Annotated in this window: 23 protein-coding genes; 22 read left to right on the plus strand and 1 reads right to left on the minus strand. The window is 71.0% G+C overall.

Features of this window, described 5'->3' with window-relative positions:
- The first annotated feature begins 275 nt into the window (after positions 1-275).
- The 22 genes from ACFQ6N_RS18950 (at position 276) to ACFQ6N_RS19055 (ending at position 23,618) form a co-directional block, all read left to right on the plus strand.
- A complete protein-coding gene (locus ACFQ6N_RS18950) occupies positions 276-1,262 on the plus strand; it encodes a hypothetical protein (RefSeq protein WP_380650244.1) in 987 nt (328 codons plus the stop codon).
- Between the two features lie 51 nt (positions 1,263-1,313).
- Complete coding sequence (locus ACFQ6N_RS18955; protein ID WP_380650245.1) at positions 1,314-2,813, plus strand: amino acid permease; 1,500 nt, start codon at positions 1,314-1,316, stop codon at positions 2,811-2,813.
- Positions 2,810-4,246: a glutamine synthetase family protein gene (locus tag ACFQ6N_RS18960; RefSeq protein ID WP_380650246.1), complete on the plus strand. Its 1,437-nt coding sequence runs from the start codon at positions 2,810-2,812 to the stop codon at positions 4,244-4,246. Before ACFQ6N_RS18955 ends, ACFQ6N_RS18960 begins: the two co-directional genes overlap by 4 nt.
- Positions 4,247-4,344: 98 nt before the next feature.
- A complete protein-coding gene (locus ACFQ6N_RS18965; protein WP_380650247.1) occupies positions 4,345-5,850 on the plus strand; it encodes a glutamate ligase domain-containing protein in 1,506 nt (501 codons plus the stop codon).
- 32 nt (positions 5,851-5,882) lie between these two features.
- On the plus strand, positions 5,883-6,401 hold the full coding sequence (locus tag ACFQ6N_RS18970) for a LuxR C-terminal-related transcriptional regulator (protein ID WP_380650248.1): 519 nt from the start codon (positions 5,883-5,885) through the stop codon (positions 6,399-6,401).
- Positions 6,398-6,643, plus strand: coding sequence for a hypothetical protein (locus ACFQ6N_RS18975; RefSeq protein WP_380650249.1), 246 nt, complete (start codon positions 6,398-6,400; stop codon positions 6,641-6,643). Before ACFQ6N_RS18970 ends, ACFQ6N_RS18975 begins: the two co-directional genes overlap by 4 nt.
- A gap of 109 nt (positions 6,644-6,752) precedes the next feature.
- On the plus strand, positions 6,753-7,232 hold the full coding sequence (locus ACFQ6N_RS18980) for a hypothetical protein (protein ID WP_380650250.1): 480 nt from the start codon (positions 6,753-6,755) through the stop codon (positions 7,230-7,232).
- Positions 7,233-7,263: 31 nt separating this feature from the next.
- Entirely contained in the window at positions 7,264-9,159 is a 1,896-nt protein-coding gene (locus ACFQ6N_RS18985; protein ID WP_380650251.1) for a glycoside hydrolase family 15 protein, read from the plus strand.
- Complete coding sequence (locus ACFQ6N_RS18990; RefSeq protein ID WP_380650252.1) at positions 9,159-11,252, plus strand: hypothetical protein; 2,094 nt, start codon at positions 9,159-9,161, stop codon at positions 11,250-11,252. Before ACFQ6N_RS18985 ends, ACFQ6N_RS18990 begins: the two co-directional genes overlap by 1 nt.
- A gap of 286 nt (positions 11,253-11,538) precedes the next feature.
- On the plus strand, positions 11,539-11,979 hold the full coding sequence (locus ACFQ6N_RS18995) for an NUDIX domain-containing protein (RefSeq protein ID WP_380650253.1): 441 nt from the start codon (positions 11,539-11,541) through the stop codon (positions 11,977-11,979).
- Complete coding sequence (locus ACFQ6N_RS19000) at positions 11,976-12,560, plus strand: AAA family ATPase (protein WP_380650254.1); 585 nt, start codon at positions 11,976-11,978, stop codon at positions 12,558-12,560. Before ACFQ6N_RS18995 ends, ACFQ6N_RS19000 begins: the two co-directional genes overlap by 4 nt.
- Positions 12,561-12,625: 65 nt before the next feature.
- A complete protein-coding gene (locus ACFQ6N_RS19005; RefSeq protein ID WP_380650255.1) occupies positions 12,626-13,114 on the plus strand; it encodes an NUDIX domain-containing protein in 489 nt (162 codons plus the stop codon).
- Between the two features lie 129 nt (positions 13,115-13,243).
- Entirely contained in the window at positions 13,244-15,229 is a 1,986-nt protein-coding gene (locus ACFQ6N_RS19010) for an ABC transporter ATP-binding protein (RefSeq protein WP_380650256.1), read from the plus strand.
- A 55-nt stretch (positions 15,230-15,284) separates the two neighbouring features.
- Entirely contained in the window at positions 15,285-15,914 is a 630-nt protein-coding gene (locus ACFQ6N_RS19015) for a DUF5753 domain-containing protein (RefSeq protein WP_380650257.1), read from the plus strand.
- A gap of 110 nt (positions 15,915-16,024) precedes the next feature.
- On the plus strand, positions 16,025-16,927 hold the full coding sequence (locus ACFQ6N_RS19020; RefSeq protein ID WP_380650258.1) for a protein phosphatase 2C domain-containing protein: 903 nt from the start codon (positions 16,025-16,027) through the stop codon (positions 16,925-16,927).
- Complete coding sequence (locus tag ACFQ6N_RS19025) at positions 16,924-17,115, plus strand: hypothetical protein (RefSeq protein WP_380650259.1); 192 nt, start codon at positions 16,924-16,926, stop codon at positions 17,113-17,115. The genes ACFQ6N_RS19020 and ACFQ6N_RS19025 overlap by 4 nt, the downstream gene beginning before the upstream one ends.
- Positions 17,116-17,333: 218 nt before the next feature.
- Positions 17,334-18,386 (plus strand): tyrosine-type recombinase/integrase, encoded by a 1,053-nt coding sequence (locus ACFQ6N_RS19030; RefSeq protein ID WP_380650260.1) that lies wholly within the window; start codon positions 17,334-17,336, stop codon positions 18,384-18,386.
- The gene (locus ACFQ6N_RS19035) at positions 18,383-21,016 is read left to right on the plus strand and encodes a tyrosine-type recombinase/integrase (protein WP_380650261.1); all 2,634 of its coding nucleotides are present in this window, start codon (positions 18,383-18,385) and stop codon (positions 21,014-21,016) included. The genes ACFQ6N_RS19030 and ACFQ6N_RS19035 overlap by 4 nt, the downstream gene beginning before the upstream one ends.
- Positions 21,013-21,606 (plus strand): DUF6262 family protein, encoded by a 594-nt coding sequence (locus ACFQ6N_RS19040; RefSeq protein WP_380650262.1) that lies wholly within the window; start codon positions 21,013-21,015, stop codon positions 21,604-21,606. The genes ACFQ6N_RS19035 and ACFQ6N_RS19040 overlap by 4 nt, the downstream gene beginning before the upstream one ends.
- Positions 21,607-21,684: 78 nt before the next feature.
- Positions 21,685-22,575 (plus strand): endonuclease/exonuclease/phosphatase family protein, encoded by an 891-nt coding sequence (locus ACFQ6N_RS19045; RefSeq protein WP_380650263.1) that lies wholly within the window; start codon positions 21,685-21,687, stop codon positions 22,573-22,575.
- A 20-nt stretch (positions 22,576-22,595) separates the two neighbouring features.
- A complete protein-coding gene (locus ACFQ6N_RS19050; protein WP_380650264.1) occupies positions 22,596-23,015 on the plus strand; it encodes a hypothetical protein in 420 nt (139 codons plus the stop codon).
- Between the two features lie 18 nt (positions 23,016-23,033).
- The gene (locus ACFQ6N_RS19055) at positions 23,034-23,618 is read left to right on the plus strand and encodes a hypothetical protein (RefSeq protein ID WP_380650265.1); all 585 of its coding nucleotides are present in this window, start codon (positions 23,034-23,036) and stop codon (positions 23,616-23,618) included.
- Between the two features lie 285 nt (positions 23,619-23,903).
- Here ACFQ6N_RS19055 and ACFQ6N_RS19060 read toward each other — a convergent pair.
- Positions 23,904-24,305: tetratricopeptide repeat protein (locus tag ACFQ6N_RS19060; protein ID WP_380650266.1), on the minus strand; the 402-nt coding region annotated here is incomplete at its 5' end.

A 24,305-nucleotide genomic window follows, 5' to 3' on the forward strand; every position in this document is an offset into this window, starting at 1 on the left:
CGCCATATCTGACGAGATGACACCCCGATGACAGGGTGATGGCTACGCAAGGCGTCAGATGACACCCGGGTGTCATGGCGCTGTTTCGGCCAGGACGCGACAGTAGGTGGCCGATCACTTAATCGCAGTCCGCGAAGTGAGCGAGTCACTTCTCGCTCGTCTTCCTGACCGCCGGCTGCGCCAAGCTGTCCGCCGAGCTTCACGCTGACGTGCTCGGGCCCCAGCAGACAGTAGGCGGATTGAAGTCCCGGCGGACCATGAAGGGGGAACAGGTCATGCCACCCGCGCCCAATGCCGGTGCTCAGCCTAGGCCGGTTTATCATCCTGCCGGGTTCGACGATGCGCTCCGGACCGCGGTGGACGACCTGCGGGCCGGACGCTGGTTGTCGACGCAGCGACTGCTGGCCTCGACGCAGAACGCCGGCCTGCGGACCTCTCGTACGCAGGTGCTGGCGCTGGTTGCGGCCCGGTCGACGGTGCTCACCGACTGGGGGCGCGAGGAGCCGGACGCCCCCGGGCTCGCCATCCTGCGGACCAGGGTGCTGGTCGAGCACGCCTTGGCCGCAGCCGAGGCCGGCTCGCCGAAGGCCGAGCCCTTGGAGCACGAGGCCCGCGAGTCGTGCTGGGCCGCCGCCGAGGCGGTTCGCTCGGACCCTGTGCCGTGGGTGTGCTTGCTCGCCCTGGCGGTGCTCGATCGCGCCAAGAGCCGCCCCGAGCACCAGAATCGCTCGTCGGACCCGATGCTGCCGCGCGGCCCGTGGGGGCTGCTCGACGAGGCGCTCATGCGCGATGCCGGCAACCGGGAGGCTCACCACCGCATGCTCCGCTACTGGCTCCAGGTCTACCGGCCTGCGGCTTCCGACTTCGTTCACCTCGCCATGTCGAAGGCTCCGGCCGGATCGCCGCTTGCCGCTCTGCCGCTGTACCTGTCGGTCGACCACTACCGGAACGAGCCGAGGCGCACCGCGGTCGTACTCCGGCAATGGCTCCGGGAGCCCCATTTCTCCCGCGCTCGGCGCGCGTTCGAGAGCTGGTCCGTGGCGGCGCCGGGGCCGTGGCCGGTCGCCGATCTCAGCTATCTCGCCCATGCGCTGTGGGCGTCGGCCCAGATGGGCGCCGCCGTCGAGGTGTTCAGCGCGCTGGGTCAGTTCGCATCCAAGGCGCCGTGGGCCCATGTCGCCGACTCCCCGGGCCAGGCGGAAGCCCTGCTGCTGACCGCCCGGGACCAGGCTCTCGCCGGCCGCGCGACCGCGCTTGCCTGACCCAGGCCGCTCCCGTTCCCAATCCCGACTTTCCGCACGGAGGTTGCCCCGATGTCCCCTTCCCAGGCCGCACCACCGACTGACGAGGAACGGCTCCGCCAGCTCGGCTACGAACCCAAACTGAGCAGGAGGATGGGCGAGTTCGGCAACTTCGCCAGCGCGTTCTCCGTCATCAGCATCCTGTCCGGCTGCATGACGATGTTCGCGTTCGGCCTGAACACCGGTGGGCCTGCGGTGATCATCTGGGGCTGGATCGGCGTCGGCGGCCTGGTCATGTTCGTCGGCCTGGCCCTCGCCGAGGTCACCAGCGCCTACCCGACCAGTGGGGCGCTGTACTTCATGGCCCACCAGCTCGGCGGCCCCCGGTGGGGCTGGATGACCGGCTGGCTCAACCTGCTCGGGCTGGTGGGCGGCATCTGCGGCATCGACTACGGCGCGGCCAGCTTCGTCGGCGCCTTCCTCAACATGCAGTTCGGGTACTCGCCGACGCCGGGCGGTCTGTTCGGGATCTTCGCCGCGATCCTGCTGCTCCACGCGGTGCTGAACCTGCGGGGCGTGCGGCTGGTGTCGGTGCTCAACGGCATCTCGGTGTGGTGGCACATCGGTGGCGTCGTGCTGATCGTCGGGGCGCTTGCGATCGTGCCCACCCAGCACCGGGACGTCAGCTGGGTGGTCGGGCACTTCGTCAACAACACCGGTTGGAGCAACCCGATCTACGTGAGCGCGGTCGGGCTGCTGCTCGCCCAGTACACCTTCTCGGGCTACGACGCCTCCGCGCACATGAGCGAGGAGACCACCAAGGCATCCGTGTCGGCGCCTCGCGGGATCGTCCGCTCGATCTGGGTGAGCTGGATCGCCGGTGCCGTCCTGCTGGCGGGCATGTTGTTCGCCATCCAGGACTACGACGGTGTCCTCAGCTCGCCCACCGGCGTGCCGCCCGCGCAGATCTTCATCGACGCGCTCGGGACGACCGGAGCGAAGGTGCTCCTGGCCGTGGTGATCGTGGCGCAGGTGTTCTGCGGCAACGCGGAGACGGCGGCGGCGTCGAGGATGGTGTTCGCGTTCTCCCGGGACGGCGCACTTCCCGGATCGGCTCTGTGGAGCCGGGTGTCGGAGCGCACCGGGACGCCGGTGGCCGGGGTGTGGCTGTCGCTCGGGGCGGCGCTGGTGCTCGCGCTGCCCTCGCTGTACAGCGCGACCGCGTACGGCGCGGTGACCGCAGTCAACGTGGTGGGGATGACGCCGGCGTACGCGGTGCCGATCTACCTCCGGCTGCGCAAGGGCCGCCGTTTCAAGCCCGGCCCGTGGAACCTGGGTCGCCGGGGTCCGGTGATCGGGTGGATCGCGGTCGGCTGGGTGGCCGTGGTGAGCGTGCTGGTGTGCCTGCCGCAGTCCTCGCCGGTGACGGTCGACACCTTCAACTACGCGCCGGTGGCCTTGGCGGTGGTGCTGCTGCTGGCCTGGGGATGGTGGCTCAAGGCGGGGCGCTCGTACGCGCCTCCGGTCCAGCAGTCGGCCGAGTTGGTCGAGCTGACTGAGGAGGTCGTGTGACCAGCCTTCGACGCCCGGGCCGTACGGCGACGATGAGGGCCGCCCGGTACCGTACCGCCGGCAACTCGCCGGTGGCGGCCTCGCCGACCGGGCCACTGCATCGGCTGGTAGATGTCTTCGGCATCACGACGGTGCTGCTGGCGGCCGTCGACGCGCAAGGCCGCCTCAAGGGCAAGGAGCTCGACGCGGCCTCGCTGGTGCAACGGCTGCGCTCGGGTGGGCTCTCGCCGGAGATGTGCGGGTACGTACTCGGTACCGACTTGGGGATGACGGCTCCGCGCAGCGGGTCGTTCTCCTGGAAGTCCGGGTTCGGGGACGTCGCGCTGCTGCCCGACAACCAGCACGCCCGCGTCCTGCCCTGGCTGCCGTCCACCGCCCTGGTGCTCGCGGAGCCGATCAGTGTGGGCCTGCCGCACCCGCTCGCTCCGGGTACCGTGCTCGTCGAGCAGGAGCAGCGCCTCGCCGGCCTCGGGCTGACGGCGAAGGTAGGGGTGGAGACGGAGTTCGTCCTCTTCGAGGGCGCTGCCCGGGACGCGGCGGCGGCCGGCTTGCGCAGACTTCGCCCCGCCGTCTGGGACAACCGCGACTACGCCCTCGACCAGCCGCTGCCGGTACGGGAGTTCAGCAGGCGTCTGCGGCAGGTCCTCGCCGACTCCGGCCTTCCCGTCGAGGCCGTGAAGGGCGAGGGCGCGCCGGGCCAGGTCGAAGTCACCTTTCCCTACGGACCGGTGACGGCGGCGTGCGAGCAGCACGTGCTGTTCAAGCACGCCGCGAAGGCGGTCGCGGACGAACAGGGCATGACGGCGTCGTTCATGGCGGCCCTGCCGGGTGGGGTCGGAAGCGGTATGCACTTGCACGTCTCGCTGCACGACGTCGACGACCAGCCGGTCCTGCTGGCCGGCCCCGAGCACGGCAGCGGCCTGTCGGAGCTGGGTGAGCAGGCAGTGGCCGGACTCCTGACGGCGTTTCCCGCTCTCGGTCCGCTGTGGGCGCCGTACGTGAACAGCTACAAGCGCCTGCGGGACCACTCCTTCGCCCCCACTCGCCTGACCTGGGGGCGGGACAACAGGTCGTGCGCGGTTCGGGTGGTCGGTCACGGTCGCAGCCTGCGGTTGGAGGTGCGGTTGCCCGGTGCCGACGCCAACCCCTACCTGGCGTTGGCGGCGGTCCTGGCCGGAATCCGGCACGGCATCGAGGCCGGACTCAAGCCCCCTGCCGTCACCCGCGGCGACGCCTACCTGGACCGCGAGGCCGATCCCGTGCCGCAGTCACTGGCCGAGGCCGTTTCTGCGTTCGAGACCAGCCCGCTGGCCGGCGAGCTGCTCGACGAGCACGTCGTCGCCCACCTGGCCGCCGTCGCCCGCCTGGACCTGGACCACCACGCCGCCGCCGTGAGCGATGTCGAGCTGGAGCGCGGTCTCACCCAGGCATGAGCCCCGGGCCGGTCGCGGCGCCAGACCCCCGAGACCCGCGACCGGCCCGGTTCCAACCCCGCCCCTCTGTCCCCGACCCTGCCGAGGAAGCCCTTCCTATGGACACCACCACCCACCCCCCAACCCATGCGAGCCCGCGGCCCACCGGGGCCGAACTGCTGACCCGGGCCCACCTGGTCGACGCCACCGCCCCCGGCATGGAGGGCCTCGCGCTGTGGCTGGCCACGCGCCGACTGGACATCACCGCGAGCATCCCCCACGCCGAGCAGGACAGCCCGGCCGCAGCCCGGCTGCGCACGGCCGGCGTGAAGGTCGTCGTTGGCTTCGACGCCGAGCACGTCCAGGCCGACCGAACCGCCGTGGTGTGGTCCGGCGCGACGAGCGGCCCGCTCCCGGAACTCGACCAGGCCCAGGCCCTGAGGCTGCCGGTGCTCACGCGCGCGCTCGCGCTCACCACGCTGACCGGGGAACAGGGGCCGCTGGTAGCCGTCTACGGCAGCCACGACACCGCCACCGCAGCAGCAGCCCTGGCCGCAGTCCTCGACGACGGCCACACCTCCTGGATTCTCACCGCTGCGACCCAGGGCGGCGTTCCCGGACAGGGCATCCACGGCCACCGCCTGGTCGTGGACCTGTGCCCGGACGCCGGCACGCACGAGGCCGCCTCCTGGAGCCGCCTCCCGCGCGGCCCGCAGCCCGTCCCCAGGGCGGCCCCGACCGTGACGCTGATCACCACCGCCACGATGAACGCCCCGCACTTCACGGACACCATCGAGGCTCTGGACGCCGCCACCGCCCTCGCCCGCGCCTCCGCCACAGTGGTACTGCCGCTGTGGGACAAGGGCGCCAAGATCGTGCACGAGCGGCTCAGCGACCACCCCGGCCCCGCCGTGGTCACGGTCGGCCTGGAGGAGACCGCCGACGTGTGGGTCCTCCCGCCCCGCTGGCTCGGCACCGAGTACCTCCTGACCCTCCATCACCGGGGTGAGCGGCACCAGTTCACCGTGCCGGTCGCCGGCCGCCACCACGCCCTTGCGGTGTGCGCAGCCATCGCCACCGCGCTCGTCGTCGGGGAGGACCCGCAGGCCGTCGCCCAGCGCGCCGGCGGCTTCCGCGGGGTGATCCGGTCGCTGGCTGTGCTCGGCGCTCAGGCCGGCGTCACCGTCGTCGACTCCCGTGCCCGGCACCCGCGCGAGATCGCGCAGGACGTCACGGCCGCCCGGATGCTCACCGAGGGCTCGGTGGTCGTCGTTCTGGAACCGGACGGCGTCGCCCGCACCAGTGCACACGCCGCCGAAATCGGCGCCGCCGTCGGCGACGCCGATCGCGCGGTGCTGCTGCCGGTCAGCACCCCGCTGACCGAGGACGCCGGGCCCGATCCGCTGGAGGCCGTCGAGCAGGCCGCTCTTCACAGGCTCGGACAGGGCGCGGTCCACCGCATCCGCCTCGGGCCGTGCGAACCCGCCCCGGAGCAGCGGATCTTCGAGATGACCGCCGAGGGCGACCTCGTCCTGGTCATCGGCACCGGCCAGGCCGAGCGGCTCGGTCCGAGGCTGCTGTTCCACCTCGCCGCCCCCAGCATGCCAATCCCTCAGCAGCTGTGACCCACCCGAACCATCCCGCTGGAGACGACGCCGTGGCCATCGGCCCCCTGCCCGCCCTCACCGCCTCCGAGCGCCGGCTGATCGTCCTGGCCGCCGCCGGCGCCAGCCACGACCAGATCGCCGCCGACCCCGACACGAAGCTGCAACCGGACGACGTCCGCAGCGCGATCGACGCGGTGCTCGTCACCACCGGCACCCGCACCGTGCTGCACCTCGCCGCCTGGGCCACCGCCCACCGGATCGTCACCCAGCCGGTGCACCCCAGCGGCGCGCTGACCATCAACCCCCAACTCGCCCCCCGGTTGTTGCAGATCCTGCGCGGCTGGGCGGGCGGGCGCAGCACGCCCGAGCTGACCGCCGACTTCGGCATCGCGCCGAGCACGATGCGCACCTACGCCAGGAGCCTGCTCAGCCAGCTGAACGTCGGCTCCCAGCCCCAGGCCGTCGTCGTCGGCGTCCTCGCCCGGCTGGTCCCTTTGAACAGCATCGACCCCGCCTGGCCCGCCGGACCGCTTCTTCCCACCACTGAACCCCTCACGGCGGCCCCATGAGTGCTCACCGACGCATCGGGCGCATCGGTCTCGCCGCGCTCTGCTTCCTGCTCGGTGTGCTGGTCGGAGGCGGCGCCATCTACCTGCTGGATCACCGCGCCGCCTTCAGGCAGCCGCTGTACCTGGGCACCTTCGCCGTCGTCGCCCTGTGCACTCTCGGCGTGGCCGACCGCTTGGTGGGCCACCGCCCGCCGCCCCCGAACGACCCGGATCGTCCCGGCGACCCCCACCGGTCCGGCTGAACAGCGCCCCGCAGTACCCATGGCGGCCGTTCGGGCCGGGGCCGCACCCCTTCGACCTCAGAGAGCAGATGATCATCCTCCACAGACCTACCCCCTGCGGCGGCGCCCGGTGAACCTTCGATACGTCGAGGCCCCGGAGCCATACGAGCGGGACGGCCGCCCAGCGGTGTTCCTCGCCGGCGCAACCGTTGGCTGCCCGGACTGGCAGAGCGACGCGGTCGACCTGTTCGCGACCGCGGGCTTCGACGGCACGGTGCTCAACCCCCGACCGTCACGCAACCCGGCCACCGACCCCTTCCTCGCGTGGCAGCCGTTCGGCTGGCAGGACCGCAATATCCGGCGCACCGACGTCGTCCTGTTCTGGAGCCCGATCGGCCACGTGCGCGTGCACGACTGCTACGAGGCCGGCCTGTTCACGCCGTACGGCGGGACGGTGGTCGTCGGCTGCGACCCGGCCGACCACGTCCAGCGGGCCAACCGCGTGCTGCTCGCGAACCTCATGCCGTGGTTGCCGGTGGCCGACACGCTCGCCGATACCGTCGCCGCAGCCCTCGCCGCGCTCGCGGCCCCTGCCCCCGCTCGCCGCTGACCACCCACGTTCCCGCCCACGTCAGGACCCCATGCGCACCACCACCGTCCCTTCCCGGATCGAGGACCACGCTCTCCTCGGCAACACCGCGTCCGCCGCCCTGGTCCGCCCGGACGGCTCCATCAACTGGGCCTGCTTGCCCGGCTTCGACTCGCCTGCGGTGTTCGCCTCGCTGCTCGGCGACGCCGACCATGGCCTGTGGCGGGTCGGCCCGGCCGTCTACGACGGCTCACCGCCCCCGGCGGCCGACCGCCGCCACTACGTGGGCAACTCCCTGGTCCTGCGCCAGGAGTGGGATACGCCCGCCGGCACGGTGGCGGTCACCGACTTCATGCCGGCGCCCACGGTCAGCGACCGCGCGGAGCCGAGGATCATCCGGATCGTCGAAGGCATCAGCGGCGAGGTCCGCGTCGCCAGCGCCTTCAGCCCCCGTCCCGGCTACGGCGCCATCAGGCCGCGCGTCGAGCGGCTCGCCCGCGGAGCCTCGCGGCTGTGGGTGGTCGCCCACCCGGACTCGTACTGGCTCGACGGCCCCCAGCACACCGCCAACGGGCGGGGCGTGTGCCGGGCCGACTTCACCGTCCGCGCCGGCCAGATCGTCGTGCTCACTCTCGTCTGGGCTCCCTCTCACCGTCCCGCGCCCGTCCCGCCCGACGCCTTCTCCGAGCTCGACGCGACCGCGGAGTTCTGGGAGCAGTGGGCAGCCGGGTGCACCTACCGCGGCCCGGACCGCGAGGCGGTGGTGCGCTCCGCCGTCACTCTCAAGGCGCTCTGCCACCCGGGCGGCGGTGTCGTCGCCGCGCCCACCACCTCCCTGCCCGAGCAGCTCGGCGGCGAACGGAACTGGGACTACCGCTACGTCTGGCTGCGCGACAGCGCGCTGACCGTCGCCGCGCTGCTGCGGCTCGGTTTCCTCGACGAGGCCCGCCAGTGGCGCAGATGGCTGGTCGACACCGTCAACGCCCAGCGCCTCCAGCCGATCTACCGCGTCAACGGCGACGCCGACCTCGACGAGGAGGTCCTGGACCACCTGCCCGGCTACGACGGCTCCCGGCCGGTGCGCATCGGCAACGGCGCCGCCGACCAGCTCCAGCTCGACGTCTACGGCGAACTCGCCGACACCCTGCTGCTCGCCGAGGACGCCGGCCTCCCACCGTCCCCGCAGTGCGACGCCCTGCTCTTGGCGCTCGCCGAGCAGCTGGAGCAGCGCTGGAGGGAGCCTGACGAGGGCATCTGGGAAATCCGTGGCCCGGCACGGCACTTCACCCATTCGAAGGTCATGTGCTGGGTCGCCGTGGACCGGACCCTGCGGCTGCTGGAACGCCGAAGCGCCACCGACCCTGCCGCCCTCGTCCGCCTCGCCCGCCTGCGCGCGGAGATCCACACCGACGTGTGCACCCGCGGCTTCAACCCCGAGACCGGCACCTTCACCCAGTCCTACGGCGGCCGTGCCCTCGATGCCTCACTGCTGCTCCTGCCCCTGGTCGGCTTCCTGCCGCCGGACGACAAGCGCGTCATCCGCACCGTCGAAGCTGTCCAGCGCGAACTCACCGAGCACGGGCTGGTGCTGCGCTACGCCACCCGCGAAAATGCCGGCGGCAACGTGGACGGGCTCGCCGGCCACGAGGGCGCCTTCCTGGCCTGCTCGTTCTGGCTGGCCGAGAGCCTTGCCGTCATCGGCCGGCACGCCGAAGCCCGCGAGCTGTTCGACCGGCTGCTCACCCTGCGCAGCGATCTCGGGCTCCTCGCCGAGGAGTACGACCCCCTCGCCCGCCGACAGCTCGGGAACTACCCGCAGGGCTTCTCCCACTGGAGCCTGACGGACGCGGCCATCCGCCTCGCCACCCGACTGCAAGCCCAGTGCCCGGCGCTCCCCGGGCCACGCGCCGTCGTCGACCAGGCGCTCCCCGCCACTGTGGTGGCGTAGTGGGCGGCAAGGAGGTCCGCAACACCGTCCGCGGATCGAAGGTCAACGTGGCTGTCCAGGCCGCCAGCATCACCGGTGGTGTGCACCTTCACCCGGGCCCGCCGCCGCGACCGGTGCCGCGCCAACTCGCCCCGGTTCCCCCAGTGTTCACCGACAGGGATGAGGTGCTGCTTGCGCTGGACGGCATCCTCGGCCGCGCGGTCGTCGAGACAGCGCCCGTCGTCGTGGTGACCGGCCCGGAGGGCGTCGGCAAGCGCTCCCTCGCCGCGAAGTGGGGGCACCGGATCGCCGCGCGCTACCCGGACGGGCAGCTGGTGGCTCGGCTGCGCACGGGTGCGCCCGGCGTTCCGGCGCCGACTGCCGAGACCGTACGGTCGTTGCTGCGCTCGCTCGGGCTGGGCGAACACGTCCCCCTTCCCTGGGCCGAGCAGGACCTGCTCGGGATGTGGCGCAGCGAGACCGCCGGGCGGCGGATGCTCGTGCTCCTGGAGGACGCGGCATCCGCCGACCAGGTGATGCCGCTCGTGCCGGCGGAGCCCGACTGCCTGGTGGTCGTCACCAGTCGCTCGCCGATCCCCGCGCTTGCCGCCCGCGGCGCGCACCACCACCACCTCGGCCCGCTCGCGCCCGCCCACGCCGTCCAACTGCTCGGCCGCATCCTCGGCGAGGACCGGATGCGGGCGGAGCCGGCCGCTGCCGAAGCCCTCGCACGGGCCTGCGACGGTATGCCGCTGGCCCTGGGTCTGGCAGCCGGCGAAGCCGTCCTCACCCCCGCTCGCCCGCTCGCCTCCCACCCCGTGCTGACCGCCGCGCCCGAACTGGACGGTGTTCCGATGGCCATCGCCGTCGCCTGCGCAGCGCTGCCCGAAAGCGAAGCACGCCTTCTCCGGCTCGCCGCGTTGATCCCCGCGCCTGACCTCGACCCCCTCACGGTGGCCGCCGCCACCGCCACCCCCGCGACCCATACCCGGCAGCTGCTCGAAGAACTCGCAGCCCGGCACCTCTTGGAGCACGCCGGCCGCCAGCCCGTGCGCGGTGACGTCTACCGCATCCGCCCCGGCGTCCCGGAGCTGTTCCGGAGCTCGGACGACACACGCCTGCTCATCGTGCAGCGCTGCCTCGACTACCTGATCGCCACCGCCCAGGAGACCGTCCGGCGCCTCACCCCGCACCACCTCGTCCTGCCGCGCCAACACCGCCACCACCCCGCCGAACCGGTGCACATCGCCGACGACCGCACCGCGCTCGACTGGCTGGAGGCCATCGCCCCCGCCATCCCATCGGCCCTCGCCGCTGCCCGTGAACTCGGCGAGCACCAGGCCCTGGTCGTCTTGACCCATGACCTGTGGCCCTTGTTCCACCGCCTGCGGCGCACCGACCTCGGCATCGCCTTCCACGAGCTGGGCCTGGCCTCCGCCCGGATCTGGGGCCACCACATGGCCATCCGGGAGATGACCACCACCCTGGCCATCTCGCACAAACGCGCCGGCGACCCCGAGGAAGCCCGCCGGTTCTACCGAGAGGCCCTCGCACTCGCCACCGATGACCACGACCCCCGCGGCATCGCCCAGTGCACCGCCGGAATCGGCGCCACGCTCTACGACGCCGAGCAGTACGCCGCCGCCGAACCCGAACTCACCCGCGCCATCGAGCTCTACACCGACCTCGACGACCGGCGCGGTGCTGGCCTCGCCAAGACCCTCCTCGGCTCCGCCACTGCCCGCCAGGGCAACACCGACTTCGGCATACCGCTGCTGCGGCAGGCCATCGCCGACCTCGGCTCCCTCACCCCGCCCGACCCACTGAACATGGCCCGGGCGAAGGTCTTCCTCGGCGAGGCGCAGTCCCTGGCAGGCGAGTACGACTTGGCCGTCGCCACCATCAGCGAGGCCCGCCGGGAGTTCACGGACCTCGGCCACGACCACTGGACGGCCTACGCCACCGAGTTCCTCGGACAGGCCGCCGAACGCTCCGGCCTCCCGGACACCGCCCGCGACTGGTACACCGCGAGCCTCCGGCAGTACGAAATCCTCGGAAGCACCCGCGACACCGAGCGCCTCCGGAGCCGGATCACCGCCCTGGCGGAGACGTGAACGCCCGCCCCCCGCCGAGCACGGCGCGATTGTCAGTACCCCGTGGCACACTGCCCTGTCCGACCCGCAACCGCCCTACCAGTATGACGAGTTGGGGCCGTTCACCGGATCGTGTGGCTTATGCCACGACACGCCGACGCGGCCCCGCCGGGCCGCCTACGGTGGGACACCTACCAACGCACTCACGTACGACGAACGATCACCAGTTTGATCGCAGCTTTGCCATGCCCTGAACCGGCCGCGCTCCCTGCGCCGGTTCCCTCACCCCCTGGGAAGGAGACGTCGAGTGCCGCACACCCTGGGTGTCGGAGTGCACCTGGTCCTGATCGAGAACGGCCGGGTGCTGCTCGGACAGCGCGCCAACACCACCTACGCCGAAGGGCACTGGCACACTCCGGCCGGCCACCTAGAAGCGGGAGAGTCCGTCCTGGCCGGCATGGCCCGCGAGGCCGACGAGGAACTCGGCATCACCATCCGGGAGGAGGACCTCGACCTGGTGCACACCCTCCACCACCTCGACGCCGACGACGGCGCCGGACGCCTCCAACTTTTCTTCACCCCGCGCGCGTACACCGGCAAGATCACCAACCGCGAACCGGACAAGTGCGCCGCCCTCCGCTTCTGGCCGCTGGACGGGCTTCCGGATCCGATCGTCGGCTACACCGCCGACGCGCTCGCCCAGATCACCGCCGGCCGCCCGCTGTCCGTCGTCGGATGGCCGGCATGAGCACCACGAGCCGCCCGGGGCTCCCGGCGGCCGGGACGCCTGCGGGGAGCGCGGAGACCCGGCTCGTGGTCGTTCGGGGAAACTCGGCGTCGGGCAAGTCGTCGGTGGCGGCGGGGATTCGGGACCGGTTCGGTCGGGGCCTGGCCGTGGTCGCGCAGGACAACCTCCGCCGCATCGTGCTGCGCGAGCGGGACCGTCCCGGCGGCGCGAACATCGGCCTGATCGACACCGTGGCACGGTACGCGCTGGGCGCCGGCTACCACGTCGTCATCGAAGGCATCCTGTACGCCGATCACTACGGTGAGATGCTCCAACGCCTGGTGGGCGACCACTGCGGCGTCACCCGCTGCTACTACCTCGACGTCCCGTTCGACGAGACGCTGGTCCGGCACGCCTCGAAGGCCGATCGCGAGTACTTGGCGGCCGTCACCGAGCGGGAACTGCGCGACTGGTACCGCGACCGTGACCTTCTGCCCGGCGGCATCGAGACCGTCGTCGGCAGCGACAGCACGCTCCACGACACGGTCGACCGCATCATGCGCGAGACCGCGCTCTCGGAGTTGCCCCCGCGCGACACGTAGAAGCGCAGTTACTCGACCGTCGCCTCCCCTCCATCGCCCCCTCAACCTTTAACCAGGAGCCCCTGATGCACGAGACGAGCAGGCTGTCGGTCGGCGTCATCGCCCACGACCTGAGCACCGACCGGATCGCCACCGTCCACTACGCGCAGCGCAGTTGGACCCCCGGCCCCGCGTGGACGATCCCGGGTGGAAAGGTCGACCCCGGGGAGGAGATCCCCGACGCCGCCGCCCGGGAACTGCGTGAGGAAGCCGGGCTCATCGCCAGGCCGTCCGACCTGCGCCTGGTCCACACCATCCAGGCCAAGGAGGGCTGGGACGGGCGCGGCGGGTTCGTGCTGTTCGTCTTCGCCACCAGCGAGTTCACGGGCGAGCTGGTCAACGTCGAGCCGGACAAGCACCTGGAGGTGCGCTGGCACCCCGCCGCCGCCGTCCTGCCCAGCCCGATGTTCCCGACCTCCAAGGCCGCGGTGGAGGCGTACCTGGCCGGCGGGCCCGCATTCTCCACCCACGGATTCGACCCCGCCTCCGGACAGCGGGAGCTCGTCGAGGCGTGACCGGCGCCCGCCCGGCACGGTGCAGACCGGTCCAACCCTGCCCGATCCGTACCGGTCGCCCCACGGCTACGCCGGACCCTGACGGCACTGGCGCCCGACCACTGCGTTCCCCTCTGCGAAAGGGAGTATGTGACCAGCACGCCCAAGACCTCGACGGACTCCGTGCCGGACAGCGAGCAGCTGCTGTTCGGCGGGCCGATGCGCTACGACTACGGCTGGGCCAAGCACGAGATGGCCAGCGGCGAGGTGACGTTCTGGGCGGTCGCCCGGCAGATGCCGCGCTTCCTGCGCCTAGCCGGAGGTATGGCGTGGCAGGCCGACCGCGCGGCGCTGCTGACCCTGGTGAGCGCCGAGATGATGCGCGGCCTGGCCGCCGCTTTCGCGCTGATCGCCACCAACCACGCCCTGGCCGCACTGCTCGCCCCCGGCCATGTCGCCGACGTGCTGCGAGCCGCCTCGCCGGCGATCGTGATGGTCGGATTGGTAGCGGGCCTGTCCTCGGTGCTGTCCGCCGCCTCCGGCTGGGCCGGAGGCAGGCTCGAACCAGCGGTCTTCCGCCAGGCCACGATGGAGTTCCTGGGCATCGTCGGCCGCTCCGAGCTGGAGGCGATCGAAGACTCCGAGTTCCTCGCCGAGGTGGACAGCGCCCGCTGGGGTGCGATGTCGCTGCAGCGCATCATCGGCCAGGCCACCTCCGTCCTCACCGCTACCTTCGGCCTCGTCTCCGCCGCCGGTGTCCTGTCCGTCCTCCACCCCGCCCTGCTGCCCATGCTGCTGCTGATCACCGCCCCGCGCGGCTGGGGAGCTGTCCGCACCGCCCGCCGCCACTACGCTTCCAGGCGGGCCTGGCTCCAGCACTCCCGGGCCAGCAGCGCTCTGGCGGACATGCTGATCCGCCCGTACTCCGCGGCCGAGCTTCGGGTGCACGCCTGCGGGCCGTTCATCCTCCACCACTACGAGCAGATGGCCCGCGCGGCCGAGCAGGAGCAGGGCCGCCTCGCCGGAGCACGGGCCCGTACCGACCTGCTTTCCGCGGCGCTTGCCGGCGCCGCCACTGTCTGCGCCTTCGCCTTGCTGGGCTCGCTCGTCATGAACGGAGCGATCCCGCTGGCCGCCGCCGGGACCGCCGTGGTGGCCATCCGCACCGGCTCGGCCAGCATCGGCGGCCTCGTCTCCCAGATCAACCAGCTGTACGAGGAGTCGCTGTTCGTCCGCGACCTCGACCAGCTGCGCCGCGAGGGCCACCGCCGGGCCATCCCCACCGGCGGCACGCCGCTGCCCGAGCGCCCCGAGACGATCACCGTCGAGGACGTCTCCTTCACCTACGACGGCCGCGACACCCCCGCGCTCGACAAGGTCACCCTCACCATCCCCCGGGGCAAGGTCATCGCCCTGGTGGGAGCCAACGGTTCGGGAAAGTCCACCCTGGCCAACATCCTCTGCGGGGTCTACCAGCCACACCACGGCCGCGTCCGGTGGGACGGCATCGACACCGCGACCGCCGACCGCGACCAGCTCTTCAGCAGCGTCGCCCTGCTCGCCCAGAGTTTCCAGCGCTGGTCCTTCACCCTGCGCGCCAACCTGCTCCTCGGCCGCCCCGAAGTCCCGTGCGAGCAGCGGCAGCTGGAGGCCGCCGCCGACTACGCCGACCTTCACCCGGTGGTTGAGGAGCTGCCGCGCGGCTGGGACACCCTCGTCGCCAAGGGCTTCGAGGGCGGTGTCGGCCTCTCGGGCGGCCAGTGGCAGAAGGTCGCCCTCGCCCGAACTCGCCTGCGTCTGACCACGCCGGATGCCCACGGCCGGCTTCCCGCCCTCGTGGTGGTCGACGAGCCGACGTCGGCGATGGACCCGGAAACCGAGGTCGAGGCGTTCGAGCAGATCCGCCAGCTCACGGCCCTCGGCGTCACCGTCGTCCTCATCACCCACCGCCTCGGCGCCACCGCCAAGGCCGACCGCATCTTCGTCCTCGACCACGGCCGCCTCGTAGAACAGGGAAGCCACTCCGAGCTCATGGCCCAGGAACCGGCCACGCGCTACCGCGAGAGCTATCTCCTCCAAGCCGCCCAGTACGACCTCGGCGACCGCCTGCCCCAGCAGACCACCGCCAGTGCCTGACACGCTCACTCGGTAGTCCCCGATCCGAGCCGATCCGACCAGCAGGGAGAAGCCAGTGAGCGCACCGAACTCACCTGAAACGCCGCAGCCGTCCGACGCCGCCTCGTGGGACGACCTGCTGGCCCGCGGCACCGAGCACATCCAGCGCGCCTTCCGCGAACTCACCGCCGCCACCAGCGACTACGCCGGGCACAGCCCCGACCTGATCTGGGGCAACCTGCAGACTCCCGCGTACGCTCAGGAGGTCCTGTGCATGGTCGCCCGTCTGCACCAGCTTCCCGACGACTCTCAGGCCGGCGCGGCCGAGCGCACCGCCCGCGCCCGCTACCTCGGGCAGGACGGCCGGACCGACCACGTCCTGCTCGGAGAACAGGCCCTGCTGACCGGCATCGGCGGCGCCGAGGTGATGCGCGCCCAACTGCAGCACCTGCTGGGCGTCCTCGACGTGCCGGGCCTGCGGCTGGGAATCATCCCGGCCCGAGCCCGCCTGCATGTCTACCCCGGCAACGGCTTCGGCATCCACGACGGCACTCGCGTGGAGGTGGAGGGCTACCGCGGCTGCGAGACCATCACCGACCCCAAGCGCGTCGGCCTCTTCCACCGGGCGTTCAGGCTGCTCCAGGAGTCCGCCGTCTACGGGCAGGACGCCCGCGCCCTGATCACCGACGCTCTGCACGGCTGGTAATCCCCACCTGGCCTTGGCCGTTGAGGGCCCCGGGCTGTCGGCCCGCTGGCCCAACCGTGCCGCAGCACTGACATTCGTCCGAACCTGTCCAGATCACACCGGAGTTCTTCATGCAGACCAATCCCAGTGCCGGTTCTCGTACGGCCCTGGTGGGCGGCTCCACTGTCCGTATCGGCGAACTCGCCGGCCACGGACGCCCCACCGAAGACCAGGTGGTCACCACCGACCAGGCCGTGATCGTCCTGGACGGCGTCTCCACCGTCACCGACGACCAGCCCCGCGGCGGCTGGTACGCCGACACCCTCGGCACGGCCATCGCCGAACTCATCACCCGGGAAACGGACATGGACCTGCGCCGGGTCCTCGCCGCCGCGATCCAGGCCGTGGCCACCAACCACGGGCTCGTCCCCGGTTCATCGCCGGCCTCCACCGTGGCGGTCGTGCGATGGCGGGCGGATCGGATTGAGGCGGCCGTCCTCGGCGACAGCCCCGTCGTCGCCATCGACCGCGACGGCACGCTGCACGCGGTGCGCGACGACCGGCTCGCCCGGCTGGTCGACGCCCAGCCTGCGGCACGGGAGTACCGCGAGCTCCTGCGAGCCGGGCACGGCTTCGGCGACCGGCACCGCCAGATCCTCCAGGAGCTGCGCGACTTCCAGGGCACGGTGGTCAACCGCAGCCCGGACGGGTATTGGATCGCCGAGGCCGACCCCGAAGCTGGCCTCAGCGCGGTCACCGCCTCATGGCCAGCCAGCGACCTGGCAGAGATCCTGATCGCCACCGACGGCATCTCGGCCGGCGTCGAGGAGTACGGGCTGTACTCCTGGAAGGAACTCGCCCAGGCGTGCCGGGAGGACGGGCCGCAGGCGGTCGCCGACGCCATCACCAGCGCTGAGCACGAGGATCCCGCCGGACAGCGCTGGCCCCGCTACAAGGTCAGCGACGACAAGGCCCTGGTCTGGTGGCCCCTCACCAGCAGCGAGACGCCCGGCGCCGAGCGGGCGAGCAAGTGAGCGAGCAGCAGGCCGCTGGCGCGCCGGACGCCGACGATCACGTCACCGTCGCGAACCTCAACGCCTACAAGCTGCACCCCCGCGACGTCGGCACCAAGGGGTTCAGTGCCCGGGTCACCGCGATCCGCGAGGTCGGCCCGGATGTCCTGTGTCTGCAGTTTTCCGGCCGTAGGCCGACCTGTCCGTGACGTTCGCGGTGACGGTGACCGCGGGCACCCCGCTCTCGTTTGCCGACCGGCGTCGTGGTGTTCGCCATGTCGCTGTTGGTCGGTATGGAGGGCATGTGGCACGCAAGTTGTGTCTGGGACGCCTGCGGGTTCAGGAGATCCATCATCGCGATGGGCGGCTGTCGCACACGATCGTCCAGCCAGGCGGGGCTGTTCACACGGTGGCGGAGCGGTACCTGGTGAGGTTTGAGGGGAAGGGGACGGACCGCACCTACGCCTACTACCTCGTGGACCACCTGCGGTGGCTGGAGAGCGAGGGGCTGTCCGTCGAAAAGGTGCAGTTCCGCGATCTTGAAAGGTACATGGGCGCGGTGGGTGCCGAGGTGCCGATGCCCTTCGGGTCGCCGTGGCGGGTCGGCAAGGCCCCGTACGGCAACAGCGCTCTGGTCGGCGCGGCGTCGTGCTTGAAGGGCTTCTACCTGCACCAGGCCGCCCTGGGCTGCAACCGTGAGTTGGGGCGACACCTGGATCTGCGGCGGCTGCCGACCAAGGCGGACCGCAACCGGGCGTTCCTCGGACACGTGAGCCGCAGCCTGGCCGCGAATCCGCTGGCGCCGCCGCGGACCCGGCGGCGCCACCCGAAGATGCTGCCGGAGGGGGCCCGCGAGCGTCTGCTTCGGGTCGTCAACGCGATCCGGGACAGGCTGGTGGTGGACTGGCTCGGCGACGGGGGCTTCCGCGTCGGCGAGCTGTGCGGGCTACATCTGAGCGACCTGCACCTGCGGGCGAACGCGGCCTGCGGGGAGTGCCGCGGCCCGCACGTCCACGTCTGCCACCGGGACGGGCTGGCCAACCGCTCACGAGCGAAGACCAAGTACGCGTGGGTGCTGGAGGACGGGGTGGTCCGTGGCGGGCTGATCAAGCGGGTGAGCCCGGCCATGATCCACACGTACTTCGACTACATGACGGGCGAGTACCCACGCGACGTCGACCACGGCATGCTCATGATCCAGTTGCATGGTCCGCAGCGCGGCATGCCCTTGGCGCCCGAGGGCGCCCGCAAGATGCTCGGCCGGGCCGGGAACCGGGCGAGACTCGGCAAGATTCGGCCCCACATGTTCCGGCATTCCTTCGCGACCGCGGTCCTGGACGCTTCGAACGGCAACCTGGTGGTCGCCCGGGACGCCGGCGGCTGGGCCTCGATCGAGGTCGTCGACGAGATCTACGCTCACGTCGACCTCCACGATCCTGTCTTCGAGGCCGCCCTGCACAGCGTCTGGGGTGAGGCATGAGCGCGCGGACGCTGCTGCCCGTCGTTCAGCCGGTGGACCGCAGGCAGCTGCGCGACCAGCTGGAGATCCTCAACGCGCTGCTGGCCGGCCCCACCGTGGACGGCTACTTCACCGAGGACCTGGTGAAGTTCCCGCCGGACCACCCCGTCTACGGCTGGAGGTGTTCGGTGCCCGGCTGTGAGGGGGCGACCGCCAGCGCCGGTGGGGCGAAGGACATGTGCACCGCGCACCTGCACGAGTACCGCAAGCGGGCGAAGAACGAACCCGAGCTGACCCGCTACGACTATCAGCAGACGGCCGTACCCAGGAAGGCGACCAAGAACGTTGACCCTCCCGACTGCCGCGTCTGCGGGCACCGGCCGTCCAAGCTCGACTGGGTAGAACTGTGCGAGCGCCACTACCGGCGCTGGATGCGCGCCCGACAGGAACCGGCAGAGAGCCCGGACTTCGAGGTGTGGTGCGCGCTGGAGAATCCGTTCCCCAGCTTCGGCCGGTGCGTCGTGTCCGTCTGCCACCTGTGGGCCCACAGTCCGCTGGGCCTGTGCCTCAGTCACGACCTGCGCTACACATCGGCGGGCAGGCCCGGCGGTGCCCGGCCCGCCATCAAGCGATGGCAGGTCCGATCGGACCGAGGCGAGACAGTACCGCTCGCCTACGACGACGAAGCGGCGTTCCGGGCCTGGTGCGAGAACGCCAGAGCGGCCTACCGCCCTGGCCAGCTGAACCTGCCCGGCCTGTCGCCCCTGCTGCGAGCCGAGTTCCAGTGGTGCCTGTTCGCCCGCTCGCAGCGCCGCGACTACGGCTACTGGTCCATGCACTGGCTGCAGGACCTGGTCCACCAGTGCCGCATGCAGGGATGGAAGTCGGTTGCCGACATCGACATCGACTCCTGCAACCACACCTCCCGCATGATCGTGCAGGAGTTCCGCGCCGATCTGCGCCTGGTCTACTTCACGCGCGAGGACTCCCGCGAGGCGGGGTTCATCGAGACCGACCACTTCGGCATCCGGCTGAAGGGGGACCGTCGCAGCCACCTGGACCTGACCGGAGTCAAGCAGAAGTGGCTGCGCGATCTGCTCTGGGACAGCCTCGCCGGACGCCTGAGCGATCCCAGGGGCGCCCGCAGCGGCAGCCCCTTCGATGCCTCACGGCGCGCGGCCGTCGAACTCAGCGCATTCCTGGCCATCGCCGCCCCGGAAGCAGGTCACGATCCCCGACTGCTGACGGCCGGCCACATGGACGCCTTCGTTGTCGACCAGCGCCGCAGAGCCCGGGACCGCCTCCCGTCCCTGGGCCTGCACCGCTACCGCGAAAAGAAGCCCTGCATCTGCTCGGAACACTCACGCCGCGAGGTCTTCAACTACAGCCGCTACATGCTCCGCGCGGCCCTGGAGTCGGGGGCCGCGGACCAGATCGGACTGTCCAGGGAGTTCATCTGCGCCATGCCCACCGGCGGCGGCCCCGTCGAACGCTCCCGCGCACCCTTCACCGACGACGTCGCCCGGGCCCTGGCCGACGAGACCAACCTCCAGCGCCTGCGCACCGAGTACGACCCCAACGACCGCGGGGTGCGGGACATCTGGGAGACCCTCGTCTTCACCGGCCGCCGCGCCAACGAGGTCGTCGAACTGCGCCTGGACTGCATCGGCCGCTACGGCGGACTGCCCCTGCTCTGGCACGACCAGACCAAGGTCGGCAACCTGGACGAGGCCATCCGCATCCCGGAGCGGATCTTCGAGGTGATCCAGCACCGCCAACGGCTCACCCTGCAGGTCTTCCGGGACCGGCACGGCCGGATGCCGAGCACCGCCGAGCGACGCGAGATCGCCCTGTTCCCGTCCGGCAACCGCAACGCCGCCCTGCGGCGCTCGATCTCCTACGGCTGGTTCCAGAGCAGCTTCCGCTCCTGGGTCCAGGGCCTGGAGATCCAAGGGCAGTGCGTCCCCCACCAGGCCCGTCACACCCTGGCCACCAAGCTCCTTCGCAGCGGCGCCAGCATGCACCACATCAAGCAGTACATGGGACAGATCTCCATGCGGATGGCCGAGCACTACGCGAAGGCCGCCACCTCCGAGATCGAGGACGTGCTCCAGGCGGTCTGGGTCGGCGGCCCCGGCTCAGCCGTTCCCGGACGGCCCCTGTCCTCGCCCTCCACGGCCGAGCCGCTCAGCCGGGCTGAGGCCCAGGCCATGGCGCTGGACCTGTCGCGGCGCAGTACACCGACCGAGGGCGGCTTCTGCACCTTCCAGCCGGTCATCGACGGCGGCGCCTGCCCCTGGAAACTGAACTGCGAGGGCTGCGACCGGTTCGTCATGTCCGGCGCCGACCTGCTCTACTGGCGCCGCAAGCGGGACCAGTGGCGTTCCGTTGCCGAGCGCGCACCCGACAGCGCGACCGCCGACTACCTGCACCAGGTCTTCGAACCCACAGCACGGGCGATCGACGGCCTGGAACGGGCACTGGCCGGCCTGGGACTACTGCAGGAGGCACTCGCCCTGGACCTGCGCCGCCCACAGGACTACTTCCAGCGGGTGTGGTCCACCGCCTTCCGCGCCTCGGACCTGGCCTCGCTCAACTCCCCGGGCGAGGAGCCATCTCTCGCGGAGCCGGCCGCGGGGGTGCCGGCATGACCGCCCCGCAGCCGGCTCCCCGCACCGCCCAGGCCCTCAAGGCCCGCCAGGAGCGCAGTCAGGAGAAGATCAAGGACATCCGGGGTGCCCTGGTCCGCATGCTGAAGTCCCGCACCGCCATCACGGTGGCCGCGGTCGCCCGCGAGGCCGGGGTGTCGCGCACCTTCCTCTACGAGCAGGCGGAAGCCCGCTCGCTGGTCGAACAGGCCGCGCTCAAAGCCAGCGGTCGCCGTGCCGAGGACCACAGGGCCTCGCAGGCAGCGGCCGACGCGGCCTGGAAGGAACGCGCGCTCAACGCCGAAGAGGGCCTCAAAGCCGCCCAAGCCGAGATCCTGGCCCAGCGTCGACAGATCGGTGAACTGCTCGGCCAGGTCCGTGACCTGAGCACGCCCTGGCAGGATCAGGACGTGATCCGCATCATGACCGAACACGCGGGACTGACCCGCAAGGTCCAGGAACTGAGCGGCGAGATGCGCTCGCTGCAGGAACGGCTCGCCGCGGCCCGGGACAACTCTAGGTTCGCGGATCGACGGATCTCGGAACTGGAGGCGGAGCTGATCGAAGCGAAAGGCGTAGTGCGTCAGCGATAGGCCCGGTGGGTGGGGCCCGGCCCCACCCACCGCCGCACGGGCGGCACAGCAGTACATCCGAATCGGGAGGGGAACGAGATGGATCTGACAGTGGTCGTCCAAAACCTTGGACACGGCGGCCTGAAGGACGGGGACGGGAACCCCGAAGACAGGTGGCCGAAGCTAGCCGAACGCATTGAGGGCGCCGCCGAGGTGGCCGGGGCCGATCACGTCGATGTCGTGATGTTGTGCGAGGTCGTCGGCTGGCACCTCTACGGGCACAAGCAACTCGCCCGAGCGAAGAAGGACTTGGGCCTTGATGCCGCACCTTTGGCGCCCTCGCGCAGCGGCTACGGGACCGGCCTGCTGTTCCGGCCCGAGTCCCTCGGGGCCTGGGCCCGCCACAACCCGGACTTCGGCAAGGAGGCCCTGCACGGACTCGCCGTCACCAGCTTCGAAATCCCGGGGCTGCCCGCGCCGCTGAGCTTCCTGCCCGTCCACTTCACCCCGTTCTCCGCCGAGCAGGCCCTGATCGAGGCGAACTACGCCGCGACCCGGGGCTACAAGTACGGCCCCTTCGCCGTCCTGGCCGGCGACGTGAACTACGCCCCCGCCTCGGTCCGGAGCCCGCAGCCGGACTTCAGTGAGATGAGGCCCTACAACGTTGGCTCCCGGACCCTCCTTCCGAGTGGCGACTTCGTCCCCGGCGACGCGCTGGAACCGGACCGGCGGGTCACTCGCAAGCTCGCCCACAACGGTTTCATCGACGTGGCCTGGCACCTGTTCGAGCAGACGAAGGATGAGGTCCTGCTCGCGCCGACCGGAACGGATGACCGGATCGACCAGGCATGGGTCTCCGGCCCGCTGGCCGGCGCCGTCTCGAACTACCACGTCCTCGCAACTCCCGCCGAGGCGAGCGATCACCATGGTCTCGTGTTCCGCATCGACACCGACGCCATCGACGTGACCAGGCCCTGGGCCTACCGCTGAAGGATTCCGGAAGGAGCGACATGGCCCAAGACCTGAGCCCGTGGCATATGTTCTCCGCCAGCCCGCAGGAGGAGTCGGCGTTCCGGCTGCTGAGCGCCCACCTCGCGGCCCAAGGCCAGCAGGTGGTGCTGCGTGGGAAACCGGGCGATGAACAGGAGCGTTATCAGCAGCTGTTCGGAGTCTCGGCCGGGGTGCTCACGGTCGACGCACATCTCGCCATTGATGGAGCGGACTGGTACGTGGACCACACCACGGTGCCGCTGCCCGGGAGCGCCTGGATGCCGTCGGCGATGCGGGCCGCCTCCGACGCTCTGAACCGTCTGCTCGCCTGCGCGGTCCTGCTGAAGCACCCAGCTCGGACGTCTGACTCAGACCGCGTCAACACCGACGTCATCAACCCGCTGGCTCGCGTACCTATCGCTAACAACGAGCGAGAATAGACCTAGGAGTCAAGGACAGTGCCTACATCCGAAACCGAACGCATCTGGAATCTCCTGATTTCCGCACATGAGACCTACTACGCTGCGACGTCGACCACCTACGACGAAGTGCTGTGGGAAGTCGCGCAGCGAGCCGAGGAGTCGGGCAGCCTCGGCAAGCTCGACATAGGCGCACTCGTCGTCTGGAAACGACTGTCCGCCCGCACCCGCTGGGCCTCTGCCTTGATGGGACTACCGGACACACAAGTTCGCGCGGCGACCGGCCAAGCGATGGAAGTCGTTCGGGACACATCCAGGTCCCGCGGGAAGGCCGCCCAGGCCGGCCGCGCCGCGCTGATCACCCTGCCGGGCTTCTGCAAGGGTGACGCACTGGCATCTGCGGTCCTCACTGCCGCAGCACCACATCGCATGGCCGTCTACGACAGCCGAGCTCAGCGAGGACTGGAATCGCTTGGGCTGACACTCACCGACACCTCAGGACGATACGGCCGCTACATGGACCTTCTCGACGAGCTCCTCACACACAAGGGTTCCTTCGGGCCGAGCTGGACAGCACGAGACATCGACATTGCCCTGTTCTGGATCGGTGGCAAGCGACGCTAAGGGCTGTCCCGTAACCGATCTTTGGGTGGTTCGAGGCGGATAGGTTGACCGGCTGCCGGGCCAGCTACGCGGTCGAAGCCACCGATCCCTACGGCCGGAACGGGGGCGAGGAGATCGGCCGTGTCGTCGTCCTCGAGTGGCTGCGCCCGCCAGATCGCACAGAAAAGGGTGCTCCTCAAGTTCTTGAGCACATCAATCTTCTGACACTGTTTTATGGGCATAATCCGGCGTTGATCCGGCCGCACACTAGCGCTTACCGATCTTGCTCATCAATCGGTCGATAGATCAACAGCCGCGCTCTCTGTCCCGCCACTCGGCGAGCCAAGCCCGGGTGGTGAGGGTGTCGGGGTGGTCCGGGCCCAGCACACGCGTCCGGTCGGCCAGCAGCTCCTCGTACGCTGCCGCGGCGCCAACCGCATCCCCCGCCTCACCCCGCAAGTGGGCGAGCCAAGCCCGGGTGGTGAGGGTGTCGGGGTGGTCCGGGCCCAGCACACGCGTCCGGTCGGCCAGCAGCTCCTCGAGCGCTGCCGCGGCGCCAACCGCATCCCCCGCCTCACCCCGGAACCGGGCGAGATCATGCCGGGTCGTGAAGGTGTCGGGGTGGTCCGGGCCCAGCACACGCGTCCGGTCGGCCAGCAGCTCCTCGAGCGCTGCCGCGGCGCCAACCGCATCCCCCGCCTCACCCCG

This window comes from Kitasatospora sp. NPDC056446 (genome assembly GCF_042796115.1).
Classification (GTDB): Bacteria; Actinomycetota; Actinomycetes; order Streptomycetales; family Streptomycetaceae; genus Kitasatospora.

Coding starts and splice junctions, on each gene's coding strand:
- ACFQ6N_RS19040 (WP_380650262.1), top strand. CDS start 21,013: ATGACCGCCCCGCAGCCGGCTCCCCGCACCGCCCAGGCCCTCAAGGCC.
- ACFQ6N_RS19020 (WP_380650258.1), top strand. CDS start 16,025: ATGCAGACCAATCCCAGTGCCGGTTCTCGTACGGCCCTGGTGGGCGGC.
- ACFQ6N_RS18975 (WP_380650249.1), top strand. CDS start 6,398: ATGAGTGCTCACCGACGCATCGGGCGCATCGGTCTCGCCGCGCTCTGC.
- ACFQ6N_RS19000 (WP_380650254.1), top strand. CDS start 11,976: ATGAGCACCACGAGCCGCCCGGGGCTCCCGGCGGCCGGGACGCCTGCG.
- ACFQ6N_RS18965 (WP_380650247.1), top strand. CDS start 4,345: ATGGACACCACCACCCACCCCCCAACCCATGCGAGCCCGCGGCCCACC.
- ACFQ6N_RS18950 (WP_380650244.1), top strand. CDS start 276: ATGCCACCCGCGCCCAATGCCGGTGCTCAGCCTAGGCCGGTTTATCAT.
- ACFQ6N_RS19035 (WP_380650261.1), top strand. CDS start 18,383: ATGAGCGCGCGGACGCTGCTGCCCGTCGTTCAGCCGGTGGACCGCAGG.
- ACFQ6N_RS18955 (WP_380650245.1), top strand. CDS start 1,314: ATGTCCCCTTCCCAGGCCGCACCACCGACTGACGAGGAACGGCTCCGC.
- ACFQ6N_RS18985 (WP_380650251.1), top strand. CDS start 7,264: ATGCGCACCACCACCGTCCCTTCCCGGATCGAGGACCACGCTCTCCTC.
- ACFQ6N_RS19045 (WP_380650263.1), top strand. CDS start 21,685: ATGGATCTGACAGTGGTCGTCCAAAACCTTGGACACGGCGGCCTGAAG.
- ACFQ6N_RS19050 (WP_380650264.1), top strand. CDS start 22,596: ATGGCCCAAGACCTGAGCCCGTGGCATATGTTCTCCGCCAGCCCGCAG.
- ACFQ6N_RS19005 (WP_380650255.1), top strand. CDS start 12,626: ATGCACGAGACGAGCAGGCTGTCGGTCGGCGTCATCGCCCACGACCTG.